Consider the following 18,537-nt stretch of genomic DNA (forward strand, 5'->3'; position numbering starts at 1 on the left):
GTGGACGTAGTCGAAACCGACGTTGCTGCGGGTGGCGCGGCCGGCCTGGCGGCCCAGGGTCCTGTGGCCGCCGCCGTCGGGGATCCGGCCGAGCTTCTTCACGTCGATGTGGATCAGCTCGCCGGGGCGTTCGCGTTCGTAGCGGCGGATCACGGTGCCGGTCGGGCGGTCGAGCCAGGCCAGCCGGTTGATCCGGTGGCGGGTGAGGATCCGGTGCACGGTGGATGCGGGCAGGCCAAGGACCGGGCCGATCCGGGCAGGTCCGAGCTTTCGGGTTCGCCGCAGATCGCAGACGCGATCTTCCACGGCGGCCGGTGTCCGGTGCGGGGTCCTGCAGGGCCTGCTGGACCGGTCGACAAGACCTGCGTCGCCTTCGCTTTTCCAGCGGCGGACCCATTTATGGGCCGTGGGCCGCGATATGCCCATCTCGGCAGCCACATGCGCGACCGGACGGCCCGCCAGGACACGTGCGACCAGGATCCGCCTGCCGTGAACGGTCAGGCGGGCATTACGGTGTGACACGAAGACCTCCGTGTGCGGTGCAGCGTAGACACCTCCACCACACCGGAGGTCTTCGTCATGATCAAGACCTGCCCAGCGTTAACAACGCTCGTGGTCAATACATCTAGGGCTTGCGGGCCACCAGCCCCCACTGGTCGACCAGCACCGGGTCGTCCTCCTCGGGACGCCACAGGGCGATCGACAGGAAGCCCGGCTCGATGAGCTCCAGGCCCTCGGCGCACGCGGTGATCTCTTCCGGCTCCCGCACCAGGTACGGGGGGTTCTCGCCGGAGTCGTACGCCTCCTGCGCCGCCAGGCTCTGCGGCGTCTTCACCGTGTCGCAGAGCACCAGATAGCTTCCCGGGGGCACACGGGCCACGTACTGCTGGACGACCGCGATGCCGTCCGCCGGAGTCAGGTGTCCGAGCGTCGAGAGCAGGAGCACGGCGACCGGCTCGGACAGGTCCAGCGTTTTCGCCGCCTCGTCCACCACGGTGTCCGTCCTGGACAGATCGGCTTCGACGTAGGCCGTCCGCCCCTCCGGAGCACTGGTCAGGAGGGCATGGGCGTGGGCGAGGACGATGGGGTCGTTGTCCACGTAGACGATCCGCGCGTCGGGTGCGACGGCCTGCGCCACCTCATGGGTGCTGTTCGCCACCGGCAGGCCGGTGCCCACGTCCAGGAACTGGCGGATGCCCTGCGAGGCCAGGTAACGGATCGCGCGGGCCTGGAACGCCCGGGAGGCGCGGGCAATGTCGACCATCTGCGGGTAGGCCGCGCTCACCGCGTCGGCCAGCCTGCGGTCCGCCGGATAGTGGTCCTTGCCGCCCAGCCAGGCGTTCCACACGCGTGCCGAGTGCGGGACGTCGGACCGGATCCTGCGGCGGAACTCCACGTCGTCGACGCTCATGTCTCTCCTCCACTGGCTTCCGGTGCACGGTCGTTGACCGCATATCCGCCGGTCGGGGCCCTGCTGGCGACCGTACATCGCCCGCCGGACGCCCGCAGCGGGGCGACCCGGAGCCTGTGCCGGGGCAGCAGGGTGCGCGGTGGCGGCTCCCGGCCCCGGGGCGGGACCCGGGGTGCGGGCCCTCAGACGAGGTCGGGGTCCAGCCCGGTCAGGCGTGCCGACTCGGCCCACAGCGCCCGCGCCGTGTCCATGTCCCTGGCCCGGGCGGATGTACGGGCCGGAGCCGGGGCTCCCCGGGTCCCGCCCAGGCGGCCGGGGCCGTAGTAGGACCCGCCGGGCGCGTCCGGGAGGGTCGCCGCGTACAGCGTGGGCAGCGCGCCGGCCGAGGCGGGCTGGGTGTACAGGCGCGAGGCCCGCTCCAGCTTCGCCGCCCACGTCCGGCCGGCCAGCTTCGGGCCCGCCTGCCCCAGCTCCGTCGCGGCCAGGCCGGGGTGCGCGGCCAGGGCGAGCAGGTCACGGCCCGAGGCCCGGGCGCGCCGGTCGAGTTCGGCGGTGAAGAGCAGGTTGGCCAGCTTGGACTGGGCGTAGGCGCCCCATTTGCTGTACCGACGCTCCGCGTTGAGGTCGTCGAGGTCGATGCGGCCGATGCGGTGGCCCAGCGAGGAGAGCGTCACCACCCGGGCCGGTCCCGCTGTGCCGAGCACCGGCAGCAGCCGCAGGGTCAGCGCGAAGTGGCCGAGGTGGTTGGTGCCGAACTGCATCTCGAAGCCGTCCGCCGTGCGCAGGTGCGGCAGGGCCATCACTCCGGCGTTGTTCACCAGGAGGTCGAGGCGGCCGTCCACCTCCTTCGTGATGGCGTCGGCCGCTTCGGCCACCGAGGCCAGGTCCGCCAGGTCGAGGCGGACGAGCCGGGTGTCCGAACGCGGCGCGGCGCGGCGGACGGCCTCCAGCGCCTGCTGTCCCCGCCCGGTGTCACGGCAGGCGAGGACGGTGCGGGCGCCGGAGCGGGCCAGGGCGAGTGCGGTGACCGCCCCGATCCCGCTGTTGGCGCCGGTGACCACGGCGGTCCTGCCGGAGAGGTCGGGCATGTCGTGGAGGTTCCAGGAGTGCATGCCTCATCGTCTCCCCGGTGAGGGCCGTGTCACACCGGGGAGGCCGGACCGGCCCGCCTCGCGGGCGCGCCCGCGGTCTCACCCGTGGCGTCGGCTCCCTTCGGTCACCCGTGCGGTCCGCCCGGGAGGCCGGTGGTGGGCGGCGGGCCAAGAATCGGAAGGTGCCGCACCGAGGGAACGACAACGCCGCAGTGGAACGGATGGTCCGCACGCTCATCCGGCGACGGAAGAGGTCGCTGCGCGAGCAGGACGTCACGGTGACCGATCCGCCGAAGGTGCGCCGGGCCGTCACGGCGGCCGCCCTCGGCAACACGATGGAGTGGTTCGACTTCGGCGTCTACGCCTATCTGGCCGGAACGCTCGGCAAGGTGTTCTTCCCCTCCAGCTCGCCGGGCGCGCAGGTCGTCTCCACCTTCGCGACCTTCGCCGCCGCCTTCCTGGTGCGCCCGCTCGGCGGACTGGTCTTCGGTCCGCTGGGCGACCGCGTGGGGCGGCAGAAGGTCCTGGCGCTCACCATGATCATGATGGCGGCCAGCACCTTCGCGGTCGGCTTCCTCCCCACGTACGCGGCGGTCGGCTTCGCCGCCCCGCTCCTGCTGCTGCTCTGCCGTCTGGTGCAGGGCTTCTCGACCGGCGGGGAGTACGCGGGCGCCACCACGTACATCGCCGAGTACGCCCCCGACAAGCGGCGCGGCTTCCTCGGCAGCTGGCTGGACTTCGGCACGTTCGTCGGCTATTCGCTGGGCTCCGGTCTGGTCACCGTGCTCACCGCCGTACTCGGCACGGACGGGATGACCGACTGGGGCTGGCGCATCCCGTTCTTCGTCGCGGGCCCGATGGGCCTGATCGGCCTCTACATGCGGCTCAAACTGGAGGAGACCCCGGCCTTCCAGCGCGAGGAGGAGGCCCAGGCGCGGGCGCGCACGGAGAACGATCCGGTGGAGGAGGCCCGCCAGTCGGGCAAGGGGCGGCTGAAGGAGATCTTCACCCGGCACTGGCAGGCCGTCCTCATCTGCATGGGCCTGGTGCTGCTCTACAACGTCACCAACTACATGGTGACGTCCTATCTGCCGACCTATATGTCCCAGACGCTGGGCGAACCGGAGACCGTGTCCCAGATGCTCGTCCTCGGGACGATGCTCCTGGTGGTGCTGACGATCACCACGGTCGGCCGCACCTCGGACCGCTGGGGCCGCAGACCGGTGTTCATGGCGGGCAGCGTGGCCCTGATCGTGCTGGCCGCTCCCGCGTTCCTGCTGATCCGGCAGGGCGGGATCCTGCTGCCCGCGCTCGGCTGCGGGGTGCTCGGGCTGCTGCTCGTCTGCTTCGCCGGTACGGCGGCCTCGACGCTGCCCGCCCTGTTCCCCACCCGGCTGCGGTACGGCGCGCTGTCCATCGCCTTCAACATCTCCGTCTCGCTCTTCGGCGGCACCACGCCCCTGTTCGTCTCCGGACTGGTGGAGCTCACGGGCGATGAGATGGTGCCCGCGTACTACCTGATGGTGGCCGGCGTGATCGGTCTGGTGGCCACCTTCTTCCTCCACGAGACGGCCGGACGCCCGTTGCGCGGTTCGGGGCCGATGGTGGAGACGCCGCAGCAGGCCCGGCAGTTGGTGGCGCGCAGCCGGACGACCGCCGGCCGGCAGGCGCGGGACGTCTGGCTGCGGGTGCGCCATCTGTGGCGGCCGCCGGACGGGTAGGGCCCAGGACAGCGGTGCGTACGTCCGGTCAGGCGTCGACGGACGTCGGCTGGAACCAGGCCGGGCCCTCCGTCAGCGCCTGCTTGATCCGGAAGAGAGCGAACTCGGCGAGCGGCGGCAGGGCGTCCAGCGGGAACCACCCCACCTCCAGCGACTCGTCGTCGTTGACCCGGGCCTCGCCGCCGGTCGCCCGGCAGCGGAAGGTGAGGTCGAGGTACTGGCAGCGGTCGCCGTTGGCGTACCGCACGGGTCGCAGCGCCTGGGTGAGGACGAGCCGCTCGGCCACGCAGTGCACGCCGGTCTCCTCGAACACCTCGCGCTCCGCCGTCCGGGCGGGCTCCTCCCCCGGCTCCGAGATGCCCCCGACGACCGACCACTGGCCGGTGTCCGCGCGCCGTCCCAGCAGGACCTGCCCCTCGTCGTCGAAGACGACGGCGGTCACCCCGGGCAGCAGGAGCAGTTGGTGTCCGGCGGTGGCGCGGATGGTGCGGATGAAGTCGGGAGTAGCCATGGAGCCGAGCCTACGTGGCCGGTCACGAGGCTAGGGCCGGTGGTCGAACTACCGTCGTCGCGCGGCAGACGGCAATTCGACCACCGGCCCTAGGACCGGTCGTTCGGATCATGCCGGGCCGCGGCCCGGCATGATCCGAACGGAAGCCCCTATCGCACGGTCCCCCGCGGCCGGCGGGACCGTACCGCCACCGCCGTCGCCCAGCCCAGGCCCGCCACGGCCAGCAGGGCGATGAGGCCCTCCGGCAGCGGTCCCATCCGGGTGGCCGGGGTGAGCGAGGAGCGGAGCGGGACCTCGTCGACCAGGGCGTCGGGGGTGAACATGCCGCTCTTCTCCACGATCGTGCCGTCCGGCCGGATCACCGCGCTCACCCCGCTGGTGACCGGGACGACGACCGCCCGCCCGTGCTCGACGGCCCGCACCTGGGACATGGCGAGCTGCTGGTAGGTCATCTCGCTGCGGCCGAAGGTCGCGTTGTTGCTCGGCACGGCGATCATCTGGCCGCCGTGGAGGACGGTGTCGCGTACGGCGTCGTCGAAGGCGGCCTCGTAACAGGTGACCAGCCCCACCTTCGTACCGGCGAGGTCGAAGACGCCCACCTCCGAGCCGGGGACGAACTCGCGCTGCACCCGGTCGACGTCCTCGCTGAAGACGCGGGCGATCGACCGCATCGGCATGTACTCGCCGAACGGCTGGATGTGCCGCTTGTCGTAGGTGTCGACGGGGCCCTTGTCGGGGTCCCACTCGATCAGGGTGTTGCGCAGGCTGTCCGAGCCCTTCTCGACCACCGAGCCGATGACCGTGGGGACGCCGATCGCCTTCACCGCGTCGTCGATGACCTCGCGGGCGTCGGCGTTGAGGTAGGGGTCGAGGTCGGAGGAGTTCTCCGGCCACAGGACGAAGTCGGGCCGCTTCGCCTTCCCCGCCTTCACCTCCTCGGCGAGCTGGGTGGTGCGCCGGGCGTGGTTGTCGAGGACGGCGCGCCGCTGGGAGTTGAAGTCGAGGCCCAGGCGCGGCACGTTGCCCTGGATCGCGGCGACGGTGGCGGTGCCGTCCTCGGCGGAGTCGTCGACCAGCGGGAGCGCGGCGAGCGCGGCCGCCACCGGGACGAGAACGCAGGCGGCCGCTCCCGCGACCGCCGCTCGGGGGATCCTCCCCGTGGTGCGGTACGTACGGAACTGGCGTCCCGCCTCATAGAGGCCGAAGCCGCACAGCACGACGGCGAAGGACAGCAGCGGGGTGCCGCCCAGCGCGGCGAGCGGCAGGAACGCGCTCTCCGCCTGGCCGAAGGCGATCTTGCCCCAGGGGAAGCCGCCGAACGGGATGCGGGCGCGGACCGCCTCGTCCAGGATCCAGACCGCCGCCGCCCACACGGGCCAGTACGCCAGCCGGGTCACGGCGGCGATCCCGACGCAGCCCACCGCGATGAAGAGGCCCTCGGCGGCGGCGAGCGCGAGCCACGGCACCGGGCCGACGTCCTCGCCGGTCCAGCGCAGCAGCGGGAGCATGAAGCCGAGTCCGGCCAGCAGACCGAGACCGAAGGCGGCGCGCGGCCCGCGCCCGTGCAGCACCCAGCCGAGCAGGGCGAAGCCGGGCAGGACGAGCCACCACAGCGGCCGGGGCGGGAAGCTCGCGTAGAGCAGTACGCCGGAGAGGGCGGCGGCGGCCGGGCGCAGGAGCCGCGGCAGCAGTCCGGCGGTCGGGGGCGTCGGCGCGGGCGGCGGGTCGTCGACGGGGGTCATAGTGGCGCTCACCTGGCGGAGTCTACGGTGGGCGGCTGTGTACGGGGGCGCGGGCCCGCGGGACCGCGGACGGCGGGATCGCGGGCCACGGGGCCGGGGAATGCGGGAGCGCCGGCCCGCGGGCGTCCCGGCCCCCGGCCCCGGCTCCGGGCGTTCAGTCCCGGGCCCGCTTGGCGGGCGCGGTCAGGTGCAGGCGTTCACGGATGAACCGTACGGCGCACTGCGCGTCGTCCACCGTGACGGTGAAGGTGCGTCCGTCGCCGAGTTCGAGGATCACGCCCTCGCCCTTGCGCACGACGACGGCGGTGCCCTGCTCGGGACGCCAGCGGTAGCCCCAGCCGCCCCACTGGCGCGGGTCGACCTTGGGGACGTACTCCGCGCCGACCACATGGGTGAGCAGGATCCTGCGGCGCGGCAGCCCGGCGTGGCCGCAGCGCACCTCCAGGGCGTCCCCGTCGACCCGGACGGCCACATGGACAAAGGCGAGCGTCCCGAAGAGGATCAAGAGTCCGGCGGCGAGGCAGCCGATCACGGACATGAGGAGCGGGGCGAGGCCGGAGGACCAGGGGGAGCCGACCGCGAGCTCGATGCCCAGGGCCATGCAGCCCGCGCCCGCGAGGGCCAGGAACCACTGGATGCGGTTGGTGGCGCGGCCGGTCCACACGGTGGACGGCGCCTGCGTCGAACCGTGCCGCGCGCTCTCGGGGTGGTCCGTCATATCCGCAGCGTACCGACCATCCGGCCGGTCGGCCCGTGGCCGCTGGGCCCGCAGCGGGGGCTCACGGGGTCCGCTCCGGGAGCGTACGGGGGGCCGCTGCCGGGGCCCGGCACGGTCAGCGGGCGGGGGCTCGATGCGGTCAGCGGGCGCAGGACCGGGCGGCCGGCGCGCGGAGGGCTCGGCGCAGTCGGCGGGCGCAGGACCGGGCAGGTCAGCGCGCGGAAGGCTCGGCGCGGACAGCGGGCGCAGGACGCGGCAGGTGAGCGCGCGGAAGGCTCGGCGCAGTCGGCGAATGGAGGCCCGGCAGGCCGGCGCACGGAAGGCTCGGCGCGGACAGCGCCCGGCCAGCGCGCGCAGGACCCCGCAGGTCAGCGCGCGGGCGCTGCGGCCTGGAGGGTGCGGCCCTCCGCGTAGACCAGAGCGGGCTCCGGCAGGGCGCCCGGGCGTCCGGCGAGCAGGACGGTGAGCGTGCCGGACGGTTCGGCCGTCGGGGCGGCCTCCGCGCCGATGCGGCGCAGGGCCTGGGCGGCCACCGCGCCGGCGGAGCCGTGCAGGACGAGCGGGGGGCGGCCGGGCTGCTGGACGGCGGCGCGGATCCGGGCGGCGACCAGCTCGTAGTGGGTGCAGCCGAGCACGACGGCCCGTACGCCCGGCGGAGTGAGGGCGGCGGCCGCGCCCACCGCACGGTCGATGCCGGCCTCGTCGCCGTGCTCGACGGCGTCGGCGAGCCCGGGGCACGGGACCTCGGTGACGTCGACGGAGCCGGCGAACTCGGCGATCAGCCCGCGCTGGTAGGGGCTGCCCGTGGTGGCCGGGGTGGCCCAGATGGCGACCGGGCCGCCGCCCGCCGCCGCGGGCTTGATCGCGGGGACGGTGCCGATGACCGGCAGCGCGGGCTCCAGCGCGGCGCGGAGGGCGGGCAGGGCGTGGACGGAGGCGGTGTTGCACGCGACGATCAGGGCGTCCGGCCGGAGGTCGGCGGCGGCGCGGGCCACCGTCAGCGCGCGGCGGGCGATTTCCTCGGGGGTGTGCGGGCCCCAGGGCATCGAGGCGGGGTCGGAGGAAAGCACCAGGTCGGCGTCGGGCCGCAGCCGGCGAACGGCGGCCGCTGCCGCCAGCAGGCCGATTCCGGAGTCCATAAGCGCGATCTTCACCCGGTCACCCTAGCCGACAGCCCTTGCGGCCCGGCCTCAGTGGGGCAGACTGCGGCGAATGAGCGCCGTTGCCTGGATCGCCGTGGGTTCGCTGATCGCGTGGGTGTGGCTGCTGCTGGGGCAGGGGTTCTACTGGCGCACCGACCAGCGGCTGCCCCGGCGCACGGACCCGGCGCGCTGGCCGTCCGTGGCCGTGATCGTGCCTGCCCGCGACGAGGCGGAGATGCTGCCGTTGAGCCTGCCCTCGCTGCTCGTCCAGGACTATCCGGGGGAGGCCAGGATCATCCTGGTCGACGACTGCTCCGGCGACGGGACCGGGCAGCTGGCCCGGGACCTGGCGAACCGGACCGGCGGTCTGCCGCTGACCGTCGTGTCGCCCGGGGAGCCGGAGCCGGGCTGGACGGGCAAGCTGTGGGCCCTGCGGCACGGCATCGCGCTGGCCCGGCAGGGCAAGCCGGAGTACCTGCTGCTGACCGACGCGGACATCGCGCACGAGCCGGACAGCCTGCGGGACCTGGTGGCCGCGGCGGGCCCGGAAGGTCCGGACGGCTTCGATCTGGTGTCGCAGATGGCGCGGCTGCGGGTGGAGAGCTTCTGGGAGCGTCTGGTGGTGCCCGCGTTCGTCTACTTCTTCGGGCAGCTCTATCCGTTCCGCCGGGTGAACCGGCCCCGGTCGCGTACGGCTGCGGCGGCGGGCGGCTGTGTGCTGCTGCGGACGGAGGCGGCCGAGCGGGCGCGGATCCCGGACTCGATCCGGCAGGCGGTGATCGACGATGTGTCGCTGGCGCGCGAGGTGCGGCGCGGCGGCGGCCGGATCTGGCTGGGGCTCGCGGAGCGGGTGGACAGCGTGCGGCCGTATCCGGGGCTGAGGGATCTGTGGCGGATGGTGGCGCGCAGCGCGTACGCGCAGTTGCGGCACAGTCCGCTCCTGCTGGCGGGGACGGTCCCGGGGCTGCTGCTCGTCTATGCGGCGCCGCCCGCGACCCTGGTGGCGGGTCTGCTGACGGGCGACGGGGTCGCGGCGTGGGCGGGCGGCGCGGCGTGGGCGGTGATGACGGCGACGTATCTGCCGATACTGGCGTACTACCGGCAGTCGCCGTGGCTCGGGCCGCTGCTGCCGCTCACGGCGGTGCTGTACCTGCTGATGACGGTGGACTCGGCGGTGCGGCACTACCAGGGGCGGGGCGCGGCCTGGAAGGGCCGTACCTACGCACGGCCCGAGGCCGCGCCCGACCGGTGAGGCGGAAGCCCGGTCCGGTCGGGCGCGGCGGGCGGGTCACTTGCGGCCGGGGGTCCAGTTCATGCCCCAGCCGTAGGCGGCGTCGATGGTGCGCTGGGGGCTCACGCCGCGCTGCGGGACGAGATAGCGGGCCTCACGCTGCACGACGAGGTCGCCGCCGTTGTTGGTGATCAGCGCGAGCGCGCAGACCGTGGAGGGCACGGTGCATTCGTCGAGGGAGAAGTCGATCGCCGCGCCGTTCTGCGGCTGGAGGGTGACCGTGGCGTGCAGATCGGCGAAACTCCGCGCGCCTTCGTAGATCGTGACGAAGATCAGTACGCGGCGCAGCAGGTCCTTGCGGTCGAGGTTGACGGTCATGTTCTCGCCGGTGGCGAGCGCGCCGGTGCGGTCGTCGCCGTCGAGATGGATAAAGGGCGGCTGACTCAGTGAACCGAACGCGTTTCCGAGAGCCTGGACAACTCCCTTGCGGCCATCGGTGAGTTCGTACAGTGCGCAGAGATCAAGATCGAGATCGGCGTGCATCGCGACGGCCCGGCCGAGTTTCGCTCCCCAGCCCTTGAACTGCTTGCGCACTTCCCAGTTGAGATTGACGCGGAGCGCGCCGGAGGTGCCGCCCTGCTTGGCGAGGGAGACGGACGGGGCTTCCTTGGTGAGGGTGACCTTGGACAGCCGTACGGGCTGCGGGGCCGGCGGGGCCGCGGGAGTGGGCGGGGCGGCGTGGACCGCCGGCGCGGGGGCCGGTGCGACGCGCGGTGCGGGCGGCGGGGTGGCGGCGGGCCGCGACGGCGCGGGGGCCTGCTGCGGTTCGTCGACGGAGATGCCGAAGTCGGTCGCCAGCCCTTCGAGGCCGGTGCTGTAGCCCTGGCCGACCGCACGGAACTTCCACGCGCCCTGACGGAGGTACAGCTCACCGAGGATGAACGCGGTCTCGACCGTGGCGTCCGTGGAGTCGAAGCGGGCGAGCTCGCCGCCGCTCGCCGCGTCCACGATCCGTACGTACAGACCGCTCACCCGGCCGAAGCCGCCGCCGTCCGCCGAGGCCGCGACGACGATGCGCTCGATCCCCGGCTCGACCCTCGCGAAGTCGACGAGCAGGGTGTCGGTGACCCCGTCACCGGCGGGCCGCTTGCCCTCGTGGCGTACGGCGCCGGACGCGTGGGCCGGCTGGTTGTAGAAGACGAAGTCGGCGTCGCTGCGGACCTTTCCCGACGCCAGCAGGAGCGCGGAGCCGTCGACGTCGGGAGCCCCTGCGACGGCCCGCCATCCCAATTCGACGCGCACGGTGCCGGCCGGCACCGGAACGTTGGTTCCTTTTTGCATGGTCATGCTCGCCCCCATCACGAGTCCGGCTGCCCGAAGGCATTTCCCGACAACCTAATCCCCGGAGCCGACGCGGTCTGCTCCGCGTCCGCCGAGACCTTCCGGCGACCCGCCGGTAACCCCCCGCGAACACGGCCTTTACACGATCAGTAGGCGTCGGTGCGCCCTTTTTTGCCAAGTTCGCTCGCATTGGGGATCTCGGTTCACTCACATCGCGGAAAACAACCCTCTTATCGGGCTCCCCAACCAGCACATCGTGGGCTTAACTTAGGTGCCATGACCTCCCCTCGCTCCGCCTTCGGCGGCGGCTACTACGCCGCGTCGTTCCCCGACACTCCGATCTACGACTCCCTGGTCGCGGAGCGGGGCACCCCCCAGATAGCGCCGATCCGCGTGCCCGCCGCCTACGACACGGGCAGCAGCTATCTGCCGGCCCTGCCGTCCGCGCTGCCGGCCCTCCCCGCGGCCCCGTCCCAGCCCACCGGGTACGGCTACCCGCAGCAGGCGATGCCGCAGTACCAGCAGGCCCCGGCGCAGCACGCGCCGATGCAGCCCGCCGGTCTCCAGCACGCGCCCGCGCCGTACATCCCGCAGCAGCCCTCGGCGGTCCGCGGCTATCCGCAGCAGCCCCAGCCGCAGCGCCCCGCGCCCGGCACCGGGTACGAGTCGATGCGCCCGGCCTCGCCGCGCCCCGCCCCGGCCCCCTCGCCCTACGAGGACCCGTACAACCGGCCGTACCAGAGCCGGGGGTACTGAACCGCCCCGCTTCTCCGACTCCGTACGGCGGCGCGAGCGGGGGACCCGGCCCCCGTACGACGGTGCGGCGGGGCCGGGCAACGGACGGGCGGCGGTCGCACACGCGTACGGCGGGTTCGTCACGGCCGGATCCACTGCGGCCGGGACCTCGGAAGACGACTGGATCGGCAACGTCCGGGGCCGCGGAAAATGCGTGCGTACGGGTGCGGGGCGGCTGGCAGGATGGGTTCATGGTTCTTCCCGTGCTCCGGTCCATCCACGTCTACCCGGTCAAATCGCTGGGAGGCCGCACATCCGACGACATCGCCGTCGAGCCATGGGGACTCGACGGCGACCGGCGCTGGATGCTGGTGGACAAGGCGGACAGGGCTCTGACGCAACGCCAGCAGCCGCACATGGCGCTGATCGACGCGACGCCGCTGCCGGGCGGCGGGCTCGCCCTGTCCGCGCCGAACCGGCCGCCGCTGCGGGTGGAGGTCCCCGGGACGGAGCGCACGGTGACCGTGGAGCTGCACCGGGACACCCTGGACGTGGCGGAGGCGGCGGGCGACGCGCACGCGTGGTTCAGCGACTTCCTCGGTACGGAGGTGCGCCTCGTGCATCTCGACGAGCCGGCGCACCGCAGGCCCGTCGACCCCGAGTACGCGCGCCCCGGGGACACCGTCTCGCTCGCCGACGGCTATCCGCTGCTGCTGACCACCACGGCCTCTCTCGACGCGCTCAACGCCCTGATCGCGGCGGGCGCGCGGCCGCATGAGGGCCCGCTGCCGATGGACCGCTTCCGGCCGAACGTCGTGGTGGACGCCACCGAGCCGTGGGCCGAGGACGGCTGGCGGCGGATCGCCATCGGCGAGGTGCCCTTCTCGGTGGTCAAGCCCTGCGGCCGGTGCGTGATCACCACCACCGACCAGCGCACGGCGGAGCGCGGCAAGGAGCCGCTGCACACGCTCGCCCGCCACCGCCGGGTCGGCAACCAACTGCTCTTCGGCCAGAATCTGATTCCGGACGGGACCGGGGTGATCAGGGCCGGGGACCCCGTCACGATCCTCGACTGAGGGCGCGGGACCGGGGAGAACCCGGAGGAGACCGGGGGGACATGAAGGTGGGGGCGATACGGGGAGACCTGCCGCGGCGGCGCAACCCGCTGTGGCGTGCCACCGACCGGCGCGAGGCGCGGGTGACGGTCGGCGCGCTGCTGCTGGTGGTTCTCGGGGCGCCGGCGGCCGGCTGGGCGGGCGGCGCTCTCGCCGACGCCTCCCTCCAGCGGACGGTCAGGGCCCAGCACGAGGAGCGCCGGGCCACGACGGCGGTCGTGGTGGACCGGGTGCCGGCGGCGCGGCGGTCCGCCGGTGATCCGGACGCCGTGTCGGAACGCGCGGCCCGCGCCTCGGTGGTGGCGACGTGGCGGGCCCCGGACGGCAGCACGCGCACCGGGAGGGTGATGGCCGAGCCGGCGGCCGGGGCCCCCGGTTCGCCGGTGCGGATCTGGACGGACGGCGCGGGGTGGCCCGTACCGCCGCCGATGGAGGCGCGGACGGCCCGGACGCACGCGGTGCTGGGCGGCTTCGGTGCGTTCCTGCTCGCCGCCGGCTGCGTCGAGGCGGGCAGACGGCTGATCGTAGGGCGCATGGTGCGACGTCGGTACGCGAACTGGGACCGGGAGTGGGCCGAGGCGGGCCAGAACTGGGGCCGGGCCGGAACGGGCAGCTGACGGCGGGCGGACACGACGGCCGGCAGCCCGCGCCGCCCCGGCCCGCCGGCATCCCCCGCAGGCCCGAGTCGTCAACTCGCGCCCCTCCCGCGCGCTACGGTGGTCCGACCCCGTCCGCCTCCTCGGCGGACGGGCGGACGGACCCGGGTCATCGCTGGCCCAGGGCATCCCGGCACGACCCGAGGCATCACAGCACGAGGTGGGGGCAGAGCAACTCCATGGCACAGGGCACGGTCCAGGTGACGCACACCGGCACATCGCGATGGCGCCGCCGCACGGGCGAGTACGCCTCCCTCTCCGCGGCCCTCGAAGCGGCGGCCGACGGCGACGTCCTCACCGTCGCGCCCGGCACCTACCGGGAGAACCTGGTCCTCCACCGCGCGGTGACGCTGCGCGGCCCCGAGGGCTCGCTCGGCTCGGTGCGGATAGCGCCGGTCGACGGCGTACCGCTGACGGTGCGGGCCTCCGCGATCGTCCAGGACCTCCACATCGAGGGGCAGGACTCCGCCGCCCCCGCCCTGCTGGTGGAGGACGGCACCCCGGAGTTCTCCGACCTGCGGATCGTGACGCGGTCCGCCGCCGGCATCGAGGTGCGGGGAGCGGCCCGGCCCACCGTGCGGCGCTGCACCGTCGACAATCCGGCCGGGGTCGGCATCGCCGTCCTGGACGGGGCGGGCGGGGTCTTCGAGGAGTGCGAGATCGTCTCGGCCGGGCAGTCCGGGGTCTCGGTCCGCGACGGCGGCCACCCCCGTCTCGACCGCTGCCGCGTCCACCACGCCTCCGGCGCGGGCATCGGCGTCACCGGCGAAGGCAGCGGCCTGGAGGCGATCGGCTGCGAGGTGTACGAGATCAAGGGCAGCGGCGTCCAGGTCACCGGCCGCGCCACCGCGCATCTCACCGACTGCACGGTGCACCGCACTTCGGGCGACGGCGTCACGCTGGACACCGACGCCGTGCTGACGCTCGCCGACTGCGACATCCACGACATCCCGGAGAACGCGATCGACCTGCGGTCGCGTTCGGTGCTCACGCTGACCCGCTCCACGGTCCGCCGGTTCGGCCGCAACGGCCTCTCGGTCTGGGACCCCGGCACCCGGGTGGACGCCAACCAGTGCGAGATACACGACAGTACGGGCGACTACCCGGCGGTCTGGGTCAGTGACGGCGCGACGGTGATACTGGACGCCTGCCGGGTCCACGACGTGCCGGACGCCCTCTTCGTCCTCGACCGGGGCTCCCGCGCCGATGTGGTGGACAGCGACCTCTCCCAGATCCGCAACACCGCCGTCTCCGTGAGCGACGGGGCCACCGCGCAACTGGACGACTGCCGCATCCGGGAGACGTCCACCGGCGCGTGGTTCCGCGACCACGGCAGCGGCGGCACGCTCAACAACTGCACCATCGACACGGCCCAGACCGGAGTCATCGTCACCAAGGGCGCGGATCCCCTCATCGAGCGGTGCACGGTCACCAACCCCGCCGAGGCGGGGTTCTACGTCTCCGCCGAGGGCCGGGGCACCTTCGACAGCTGCCGGGTGACGGGCAGTGAGGGGTACGGCTTCCACGTCATGGACGGCTGCCGCACCACCCTGACCCGCTGCCGCACCGAGCGGTGCGCGCGCGGCGGTTACGAGTTCGCCGAGGGCGGCGCGGGACCGGGCGGCGACGGGTCGGGGGGATCGGGACCGGTGGTCACCGACTGCACGAGCGACGAGAGCGGTCTGCGTACGGCGCCGGCTCCGGCCCCCGCCGTGCTCACGGCCACCCAGTCGACGCCCGGCCTGCTCAACACGATGCCCGGCCGGCGGGCCGTGGAGCCCGAGCCGGTGGTCCCGGCCGCCGGGCCCGCCCGCGACTCCTCGGCGGTCCTCGGCGAACTGGACGCCCTGGTGGGCCTGGAGAGCGTCAAGCGCGAGGTGCGGGCGCTCACCGACATGATCGAGGTGGGCCGCCGCCGTCAGGAGGCCGGGCTCAAGGCCGCCTCCGTCCGCCGCCACCTCGTCTTCACCGGCTCCCCCGGCACCGGCAAGACCACGGTCGCCCGGCTGTACGGGGAGATCCTGGCCTCCCTCGGGGTGCTGGAGCGCGGCCACCTGGTGGAGGTGTCCCGGGTCGACCTGGTCGGGGAGCACATCGGCTCGACGGCGATCCGCACCCAGGAGGCGTTCGACCGGGCGCGCGGCGGGGTGCTCTTCGTGGACGAGGCGTACGCCCTGTCCCCCGAGGACTCCGGGCGCGACTTCGGCCGGGAGGCCATCGACACGCTGGTGAAGCTGATGGAGGACCACCGGGACGCGGTGGTGGTGATCGTCGCCGGGTACACCCACGAGATGGAGCGGTTCCTCACCGTCAACCCCGGGGTGGCCTCCCGCTTCTCACGGACCATCACCTTCCACGACTACCTCCCCGAGGAGCTGCTGCGGATCGTCGAGCAGCAGGCCGAGGAGCATGAGTACAGCCTGGCGGACGGGACCGGGGAGGCGCTGCTGAAGTACTTCACCGCGCTTCCCAAGGGCCCCGCCTTCGGCAACGGCCGCACCGCCCGGCAGACCTTCGAGTCGATGGTGGAGCGGCACGCGGGCCGGGTCGCCCAGCTCGCCGAGACGAGCACGGACGACCTGACCCTGCTCTATCCGGAGGATCTCCCCGAGCTCTTCTGACCCCTCTGACCCTTCTGGAGTCTCCCCTCGCCCTCCGCCTGCCGGGGCAGTCGCGGGCCGAGCTCGTCGAGGAGGGCTCCGCGTTCCTTCGCGAAGACCGGGTCGGCCTGGTAGTCGGAGTGGCCCAGTATCGGTTCGGGCAGCGGGAGCGCGGTCGTACGCCCGTACGCCAGCGGGTCCTTCAGCGGTCCCCGGTCGACGCCGGGGTCGGGGTCCGCGCCGAGCCGGACGGGCCCGCCGATCGGGTCGGTGGCCCGCCAGAGGTTGCGCCAGCAGTGCACCGAGCGGTTCAGCCCGAGCAGGGGTACGGCCCCGAAGTAGGCCGGGAACCAGCGCCCGTACAGCCGCTCGATCGGGGAGCCGTAGGTGAGCAGCCCGACCCGGCGGCGGGCCGAGTCGGGGAGCTGCCAGACCGCCGCCGCCGCGAGGACGCTGCCCTGCGAGTGGCCCGAGATGACGAGCCGGCCGCGGGTGGTCGACGTCCACGCGCACATCCGGGAGGTCAGGTCGGGGACGGCGCGCTCGGCATAGCAGGGGGGTGCGAAGGGATGGGCGGCGCGCGGCCAGAAGGTGCCCACGTCCCAGAGGATGCCGATCGTGCGCCGGGCGGAGGCGTCCCGGTAGGCGCGCCGCCCGCCCGCGACGAACAGTATGAAGCCGAAGCCGATCAGCCAGGAGCCGGTCGACTGGGCGGCCTGGGCGAGCGATTCGACGGGGGGCGCGGCCCCGTCCGTGGCGAGGCCCGGCACTTCGCCGCTCGTCCAGGACCCGACGACGGCCGCCGCGCCGAGGAACAGGGTCGCGGCGGAGACGACGCCGACGATCCAGGGGGCGGAGTCGGTGAGCGCCGCCGTGGCCCGGATGCGGGCGATGCGCCGGGTGCGGGCGGGGTCGGGCGGCTCGGGGGCGTACTCCGCTTCGATGTCCGGTCCCATGCGGCGGGCCCGGCGCGCGGTGCGGACGACGAGGAAGACGACCGGGACGAGCAGCAGGAGCAGCAGCACCGGGATGACGGACGCCTGCCAGCTCAGCAGGACCGGCGGGCCCTCGATGATCGCGCCGTGCCCCATCCCGGGGGTGCCGGGGCCGTCCAGCCAGTCGGCGACGCGCTGGGCCACTCCGCCGGTCATCACGCCGCCCAGCGCGCAGGCGAGCATGGCGACGGACGGGCCGCCCAGCCCGTACAGCGTGGTCCGGGGCTCGGGGGTGCGCCGGTAGAGGCTGCGGGCGACCAGGGCGAGGATCACCACCAGGAGGCCCTGGCCGAGGGCGAGGAGCCGGAAGGCGGTCTCGCCGGGCAGGCTGCCGGAGGAGACCCACTCCGGGCGTGACCACCCGGCGTGGAGGACGGCGAGGCCGAGCAGCGCGAGGGCGGAGCCGGGCAGGTACGTGATGAGGGCGCCGTCGAGGCGGGTGTCGCGGGCGCTCTCGCTGCGCCCCCGGCGGCAGACGACCCAGACGGCCACCGCCGCGCAGAGCACGATGCCGCCCTCGATGACCGCGCCCAACACCTGCGGCACCGGGCTGTCGGCGGTCCGGTCGTGCCGGGCGGCGGCCCCGGTGACGGCGGCCGCGACGGTGAGGAAGCCGGCGGCGGTGTGCGCGGCGCGGAGCCGGGCGACGAGCCGGCGGCCGTACCAGAAGCCGGGCCTGCTGAGCGCGGGCGGCACCGGGCGCGCGGACTCCGGGTCGTCCGAGATGTCCGGAGCGCCGGGCCCATGGACCTCTTCCGCTCCGTCCGGGTCGCAGGCGTCGGCGTCCGTGGCGTCCAGCGGGCTCTGCGATTCGTAGGCGCTCCAGGTCCGGTTGGAGAGGTACCACAGCAGCCCCACCAGGGCGGCGGGCACGACGGCCGCGAGCGCGAGCCGCCGCCCGGGCTGGGACCACCAGCCGTCCTGACGGGCCGACAGGAAGCCGAGCCAGGAACGGCGGTCGGAGCAGGCCGGGGTGCCCGCGCACTGCCAGGCCACCAGGTCGAGCGCGACCTCGCAGGCGGCCGCGGTCAGCAGCACGGTGAGGCTGAGCGCGACGAGCCGCACCACCACGCCGTACAGCCGGACCGCGCGGGTGCGGCCGGCGGCGGTGGGGCGCATCCAGTGGGCGAGGTTGACCACCATGAACGGCAGGAGCAGCAGCCACAGGGCGCGGGAGCCGTTGCCGGAGGTGAGTCCCGACCAGCAGTACGCCTCGGCCACGGGCTCGTCCCGGTAGCGCTCGGGGTGCTTCTCGCCGTGGGCGTCCTCGGTGCGCCGGTACACGGCGGCGGTGGCGTCGCCGGTGACTCTGACCGTACGGGGGTCGCCCAGCATCTCCTGCGGGGTGGCGCCTCCGACGCCGTGGACCAGCAGTTCCAGCGCTGCCCCGGAGTCCGGCGGAGGCGGTGAGGGAAGCGGGGGCGGGATGGCAGGAGCCAAGGGGGACTCTCTTCTCGGGCGCGTCGGCCGGGCGGCCGACGAGGACGTGACAGGAGGACGTGACAGGAGACGTGACAGAGGACGTGAC

The 18,537-nt window shown here is 73.9% G+C and carries 15 protein-coding genes; 6 read left to right on the plus strand and 9 right to left on the minus strand.

Annotation, left to right across the window (positions count from 1 at the left end):
* From ACLJPL_RS33385 to ACLJPL_RS33395, 3 genes are all read right to left on the minus strand, one after another.
* Positions 1 to 522 (minus strand): leucine zipper domain-containing protein (locus ACLJPL_RS33385; protein WP_411084702.1); only part of this gene is annotated, 522 nt, incomplete at its 3' end.
* 103 nt (positions 523 to 625) lie between these two features.
* Positions 626 to 1,411 carry an SAM-dependent methyltransferase gene (locus tag ACLJPL_RS33390; protein ID WP_411084703.1) on the minus strand — a complete coding sequence of 262 codons (786 nt, stop codon included), beginning with the start codon at positions 1,409 to 1,411 and terminating at the stop codon, positions 626 to 628.
* 182 nt (positions 1,412 to 1,593) lie between these two features.
* Entirely contained in the window at positions 1,594 to 2,523 is a 930-nt protein-coding gene (locus ACLJPL_RS33395) for an oxidoreductase (protein WP_411084704.1), read from the minus strand.
* Positions 2,524 to 2,723: 200 nt separating this feature from the next.
* On the opposite strand from ACLJPL_RS33395, the gene proP reads away from it, so the two are divergent.
* Positions 2,724 to 4,223 carry a glycine betaine/L-proline transporter ProP gene (proP, locus tag ACLJPL_RS33400; RefSeq protein WP_411084736.1) on the plus strand — a complete coding sequence of 500 codons (1,500 nt, stop codon included), beginning with the start codon at positions 2,724 to 2,726 and terminating at the stop codon, positions 4,221 to 4,223.
* Positions 4,224 to 4,251: 28 nt separating this feature from the next.
* Here the strand turns inward: proP and ACLJPL_RS33405 are convergent, their stop codons facing one another.
* The 4 genes from ACLJPL_RS33405 to ACLJPL_RS33420 all read right to left on the minus strand — a co-directional run bounded on the left by ACLJPL_RS33405 (position 4,252) and on the right by ACLJPL_RS33420 (position 8,348).
* Positions 4,252 to 4,734 (minus strand): NUDIX hydrolase, encoded by a 483-nt coding sequence (locus tag ACLJPL_RS33405; RefSeq protein WP_411084705.1) that lies wholly within the window; start codon positions 4,732 to 4,734, stop codon positions 4,252 to 4,254.
* A gap of 149 nt (positions 4,735 to 4,883) precedes the next feature.
* Complete coding sequence (gene lnt, locus ACLJPL_RS33410; RefSeq protein WP_411084737.1) at positions 4,884 to 6,476, minus strand: apolipoprotein N-acyltransferase; 1,593 nt, start codon at positions 6,474 to 6,476, stop codon at positions 4,884 to 4,886.
* 154 nt (positions 6,477 to 6,630) lie between these two features.
* A complete protein-coding gene (locus ACLJPL_RS33415) occupies positions 6,631 to 7,194 on the minus strand; it encodes a hypothetical protein (RefSeq protein ID WP_411084706.1) in 564 nt (187 codons plus the stop codon).
* Between the two features lie 368 nt (positions 7,195 to 7,562).
* Positions 7,563 to 8,348 carry a glutamate racemase gene (locus ACLJPL_RS33420; RefSeq protein ID WP_411084707.1) on the minus strand — a complete coding sequence of 262 codons (786 nt, stop codon included), beginning with the start codon at positions 8,346 to 8,348 and terminating at the stop codon, positions 7,563 to 7,565.
* A 58-nt stretch (positions 8,349 to 8,406) separates the two neighbouring features.
* Here ACLJPL_RS33420 and ACLJPL_RS33425 point away from each other — a divergent pair, with 58 nt between their 5' ends.
* The gene (locus tag ACLJPL_RS33425) at positions 8,407 to 9,588 is read left to right on the plus strand and encodes a glycosyltransferase (RefSeq protein ID WP_411084708.1); all 1,182 of its coding nucleotides are present in this window, start codon (positions 8,407 to 8,409) and stop codon (positions 9,586 to 9,588) included.
* Between the two features lie 36 nt (positions 9,589 to 9,624).
* Here ACLJPL_RS33425 and ACLJPL_RS33430 read toward each other — a convergent pair whose 3' ends face one another.
* On the minus strand, positions 9,625 to 10,926 hold the full coding sequence (locus tag ACLJPL_RS33430) for a TerD family protein (RefSeq protein WP_411084709.1): 1,302 nt from the start codon (positions 10,924 to 10,926) through the stop codon (positions 9,625 to 9,627).
* Positions 10,927 to 11,184: 258 nt separating this feature from the next.
* Here ACLJPL_RS33430 and ACLJPL_RS33435 point away from each other — a divergent pair, with 258 nt between their 5' ends.
* The 4 genes from ACLJPL_RS33435 (at position 11,185) to ACLJPL_RS33450 (ending at position 16,035) form a co-directional block, all read left to right on the plus strand.
* On the plus strand, positions 11,185 to 11,664 hold the full coding sequence (locus ACLJPL_RS33435; protein ID WP_411084710.1) for a DUF6643 family protein: 480 nt from the start codon (positions 11,185 to 11,187) through the stop codon (positions 11,662 to 11,664).
* A 230-nt stretch (positions 11,665 to 11,894) separates the two neighbouring features.
* Positions 11,895 to 12,719, plus strand: coding sequence for an MOSC domain-containing protein (locus ACLJPL_RS33440; protein ID WP_411084711.1), 825 nt, complete (start codon positions 11,895 to 11,897; stop codon positions 12,717 to 12,719).
* A 41-nt stretch (positions 12,720 to 12,760) separates the two neighbouring features.
* Positions 12,761 to 13,375 (plus strand): hypothetical protein, encoded by a 615-nt coding sequence (locus ACLJPL_RS33445; protein WP_411084712.1) that lies wholly within the window; start codon positions 12,761 to 12,763, stop codon positions 13,373 to 13,375.
* Between the two features lie 218 nt (positions 13,376 to 13,593).
* Positions 13,594 to 16,035 (plus strand): right-handed parallel beta-helix repeat-containing protein, encoded by a 2,442-nt coding sequence (locus tag ACLJPL_RS33450; protein WP_411084713.1) that lies wholly within the window; start codon positions 13,594 to 13,596, stop codon positions 16,033 to 16,035.
* On the opposite strand, the gene ACLJPL_RS33455 is transcribed toward ACLJPL_RS33450, so the two are convergent.
* Positions 16,005 to 18,449, minus strand: a complete 2,445-nt coding sequence (locus ACLJPL_RS33455; protein WP_411084714.1) for a hypothetical protein — start codon at positions 18,447 to 18,449, stop codon at positions 16,005 to 16,007. The two genes, ACLJPL_RS33450 and ACLJPL_RS33455, sit on opposite strands and share 31 nt — an antisense overlap.
* Positions 18,450 to 18,537: the final 88 nt, after the last annotated feature.

The sequence above is a fragment of the Streptomyces sp. cmx-18-6 genome (genome assembly GCF_046548915.1).
Taxonomy (GTDB): Bacteria; Actinomycetota; Actinomycetes; order Streptomycetales; family Streptomycetaceae; genus Streptomyces.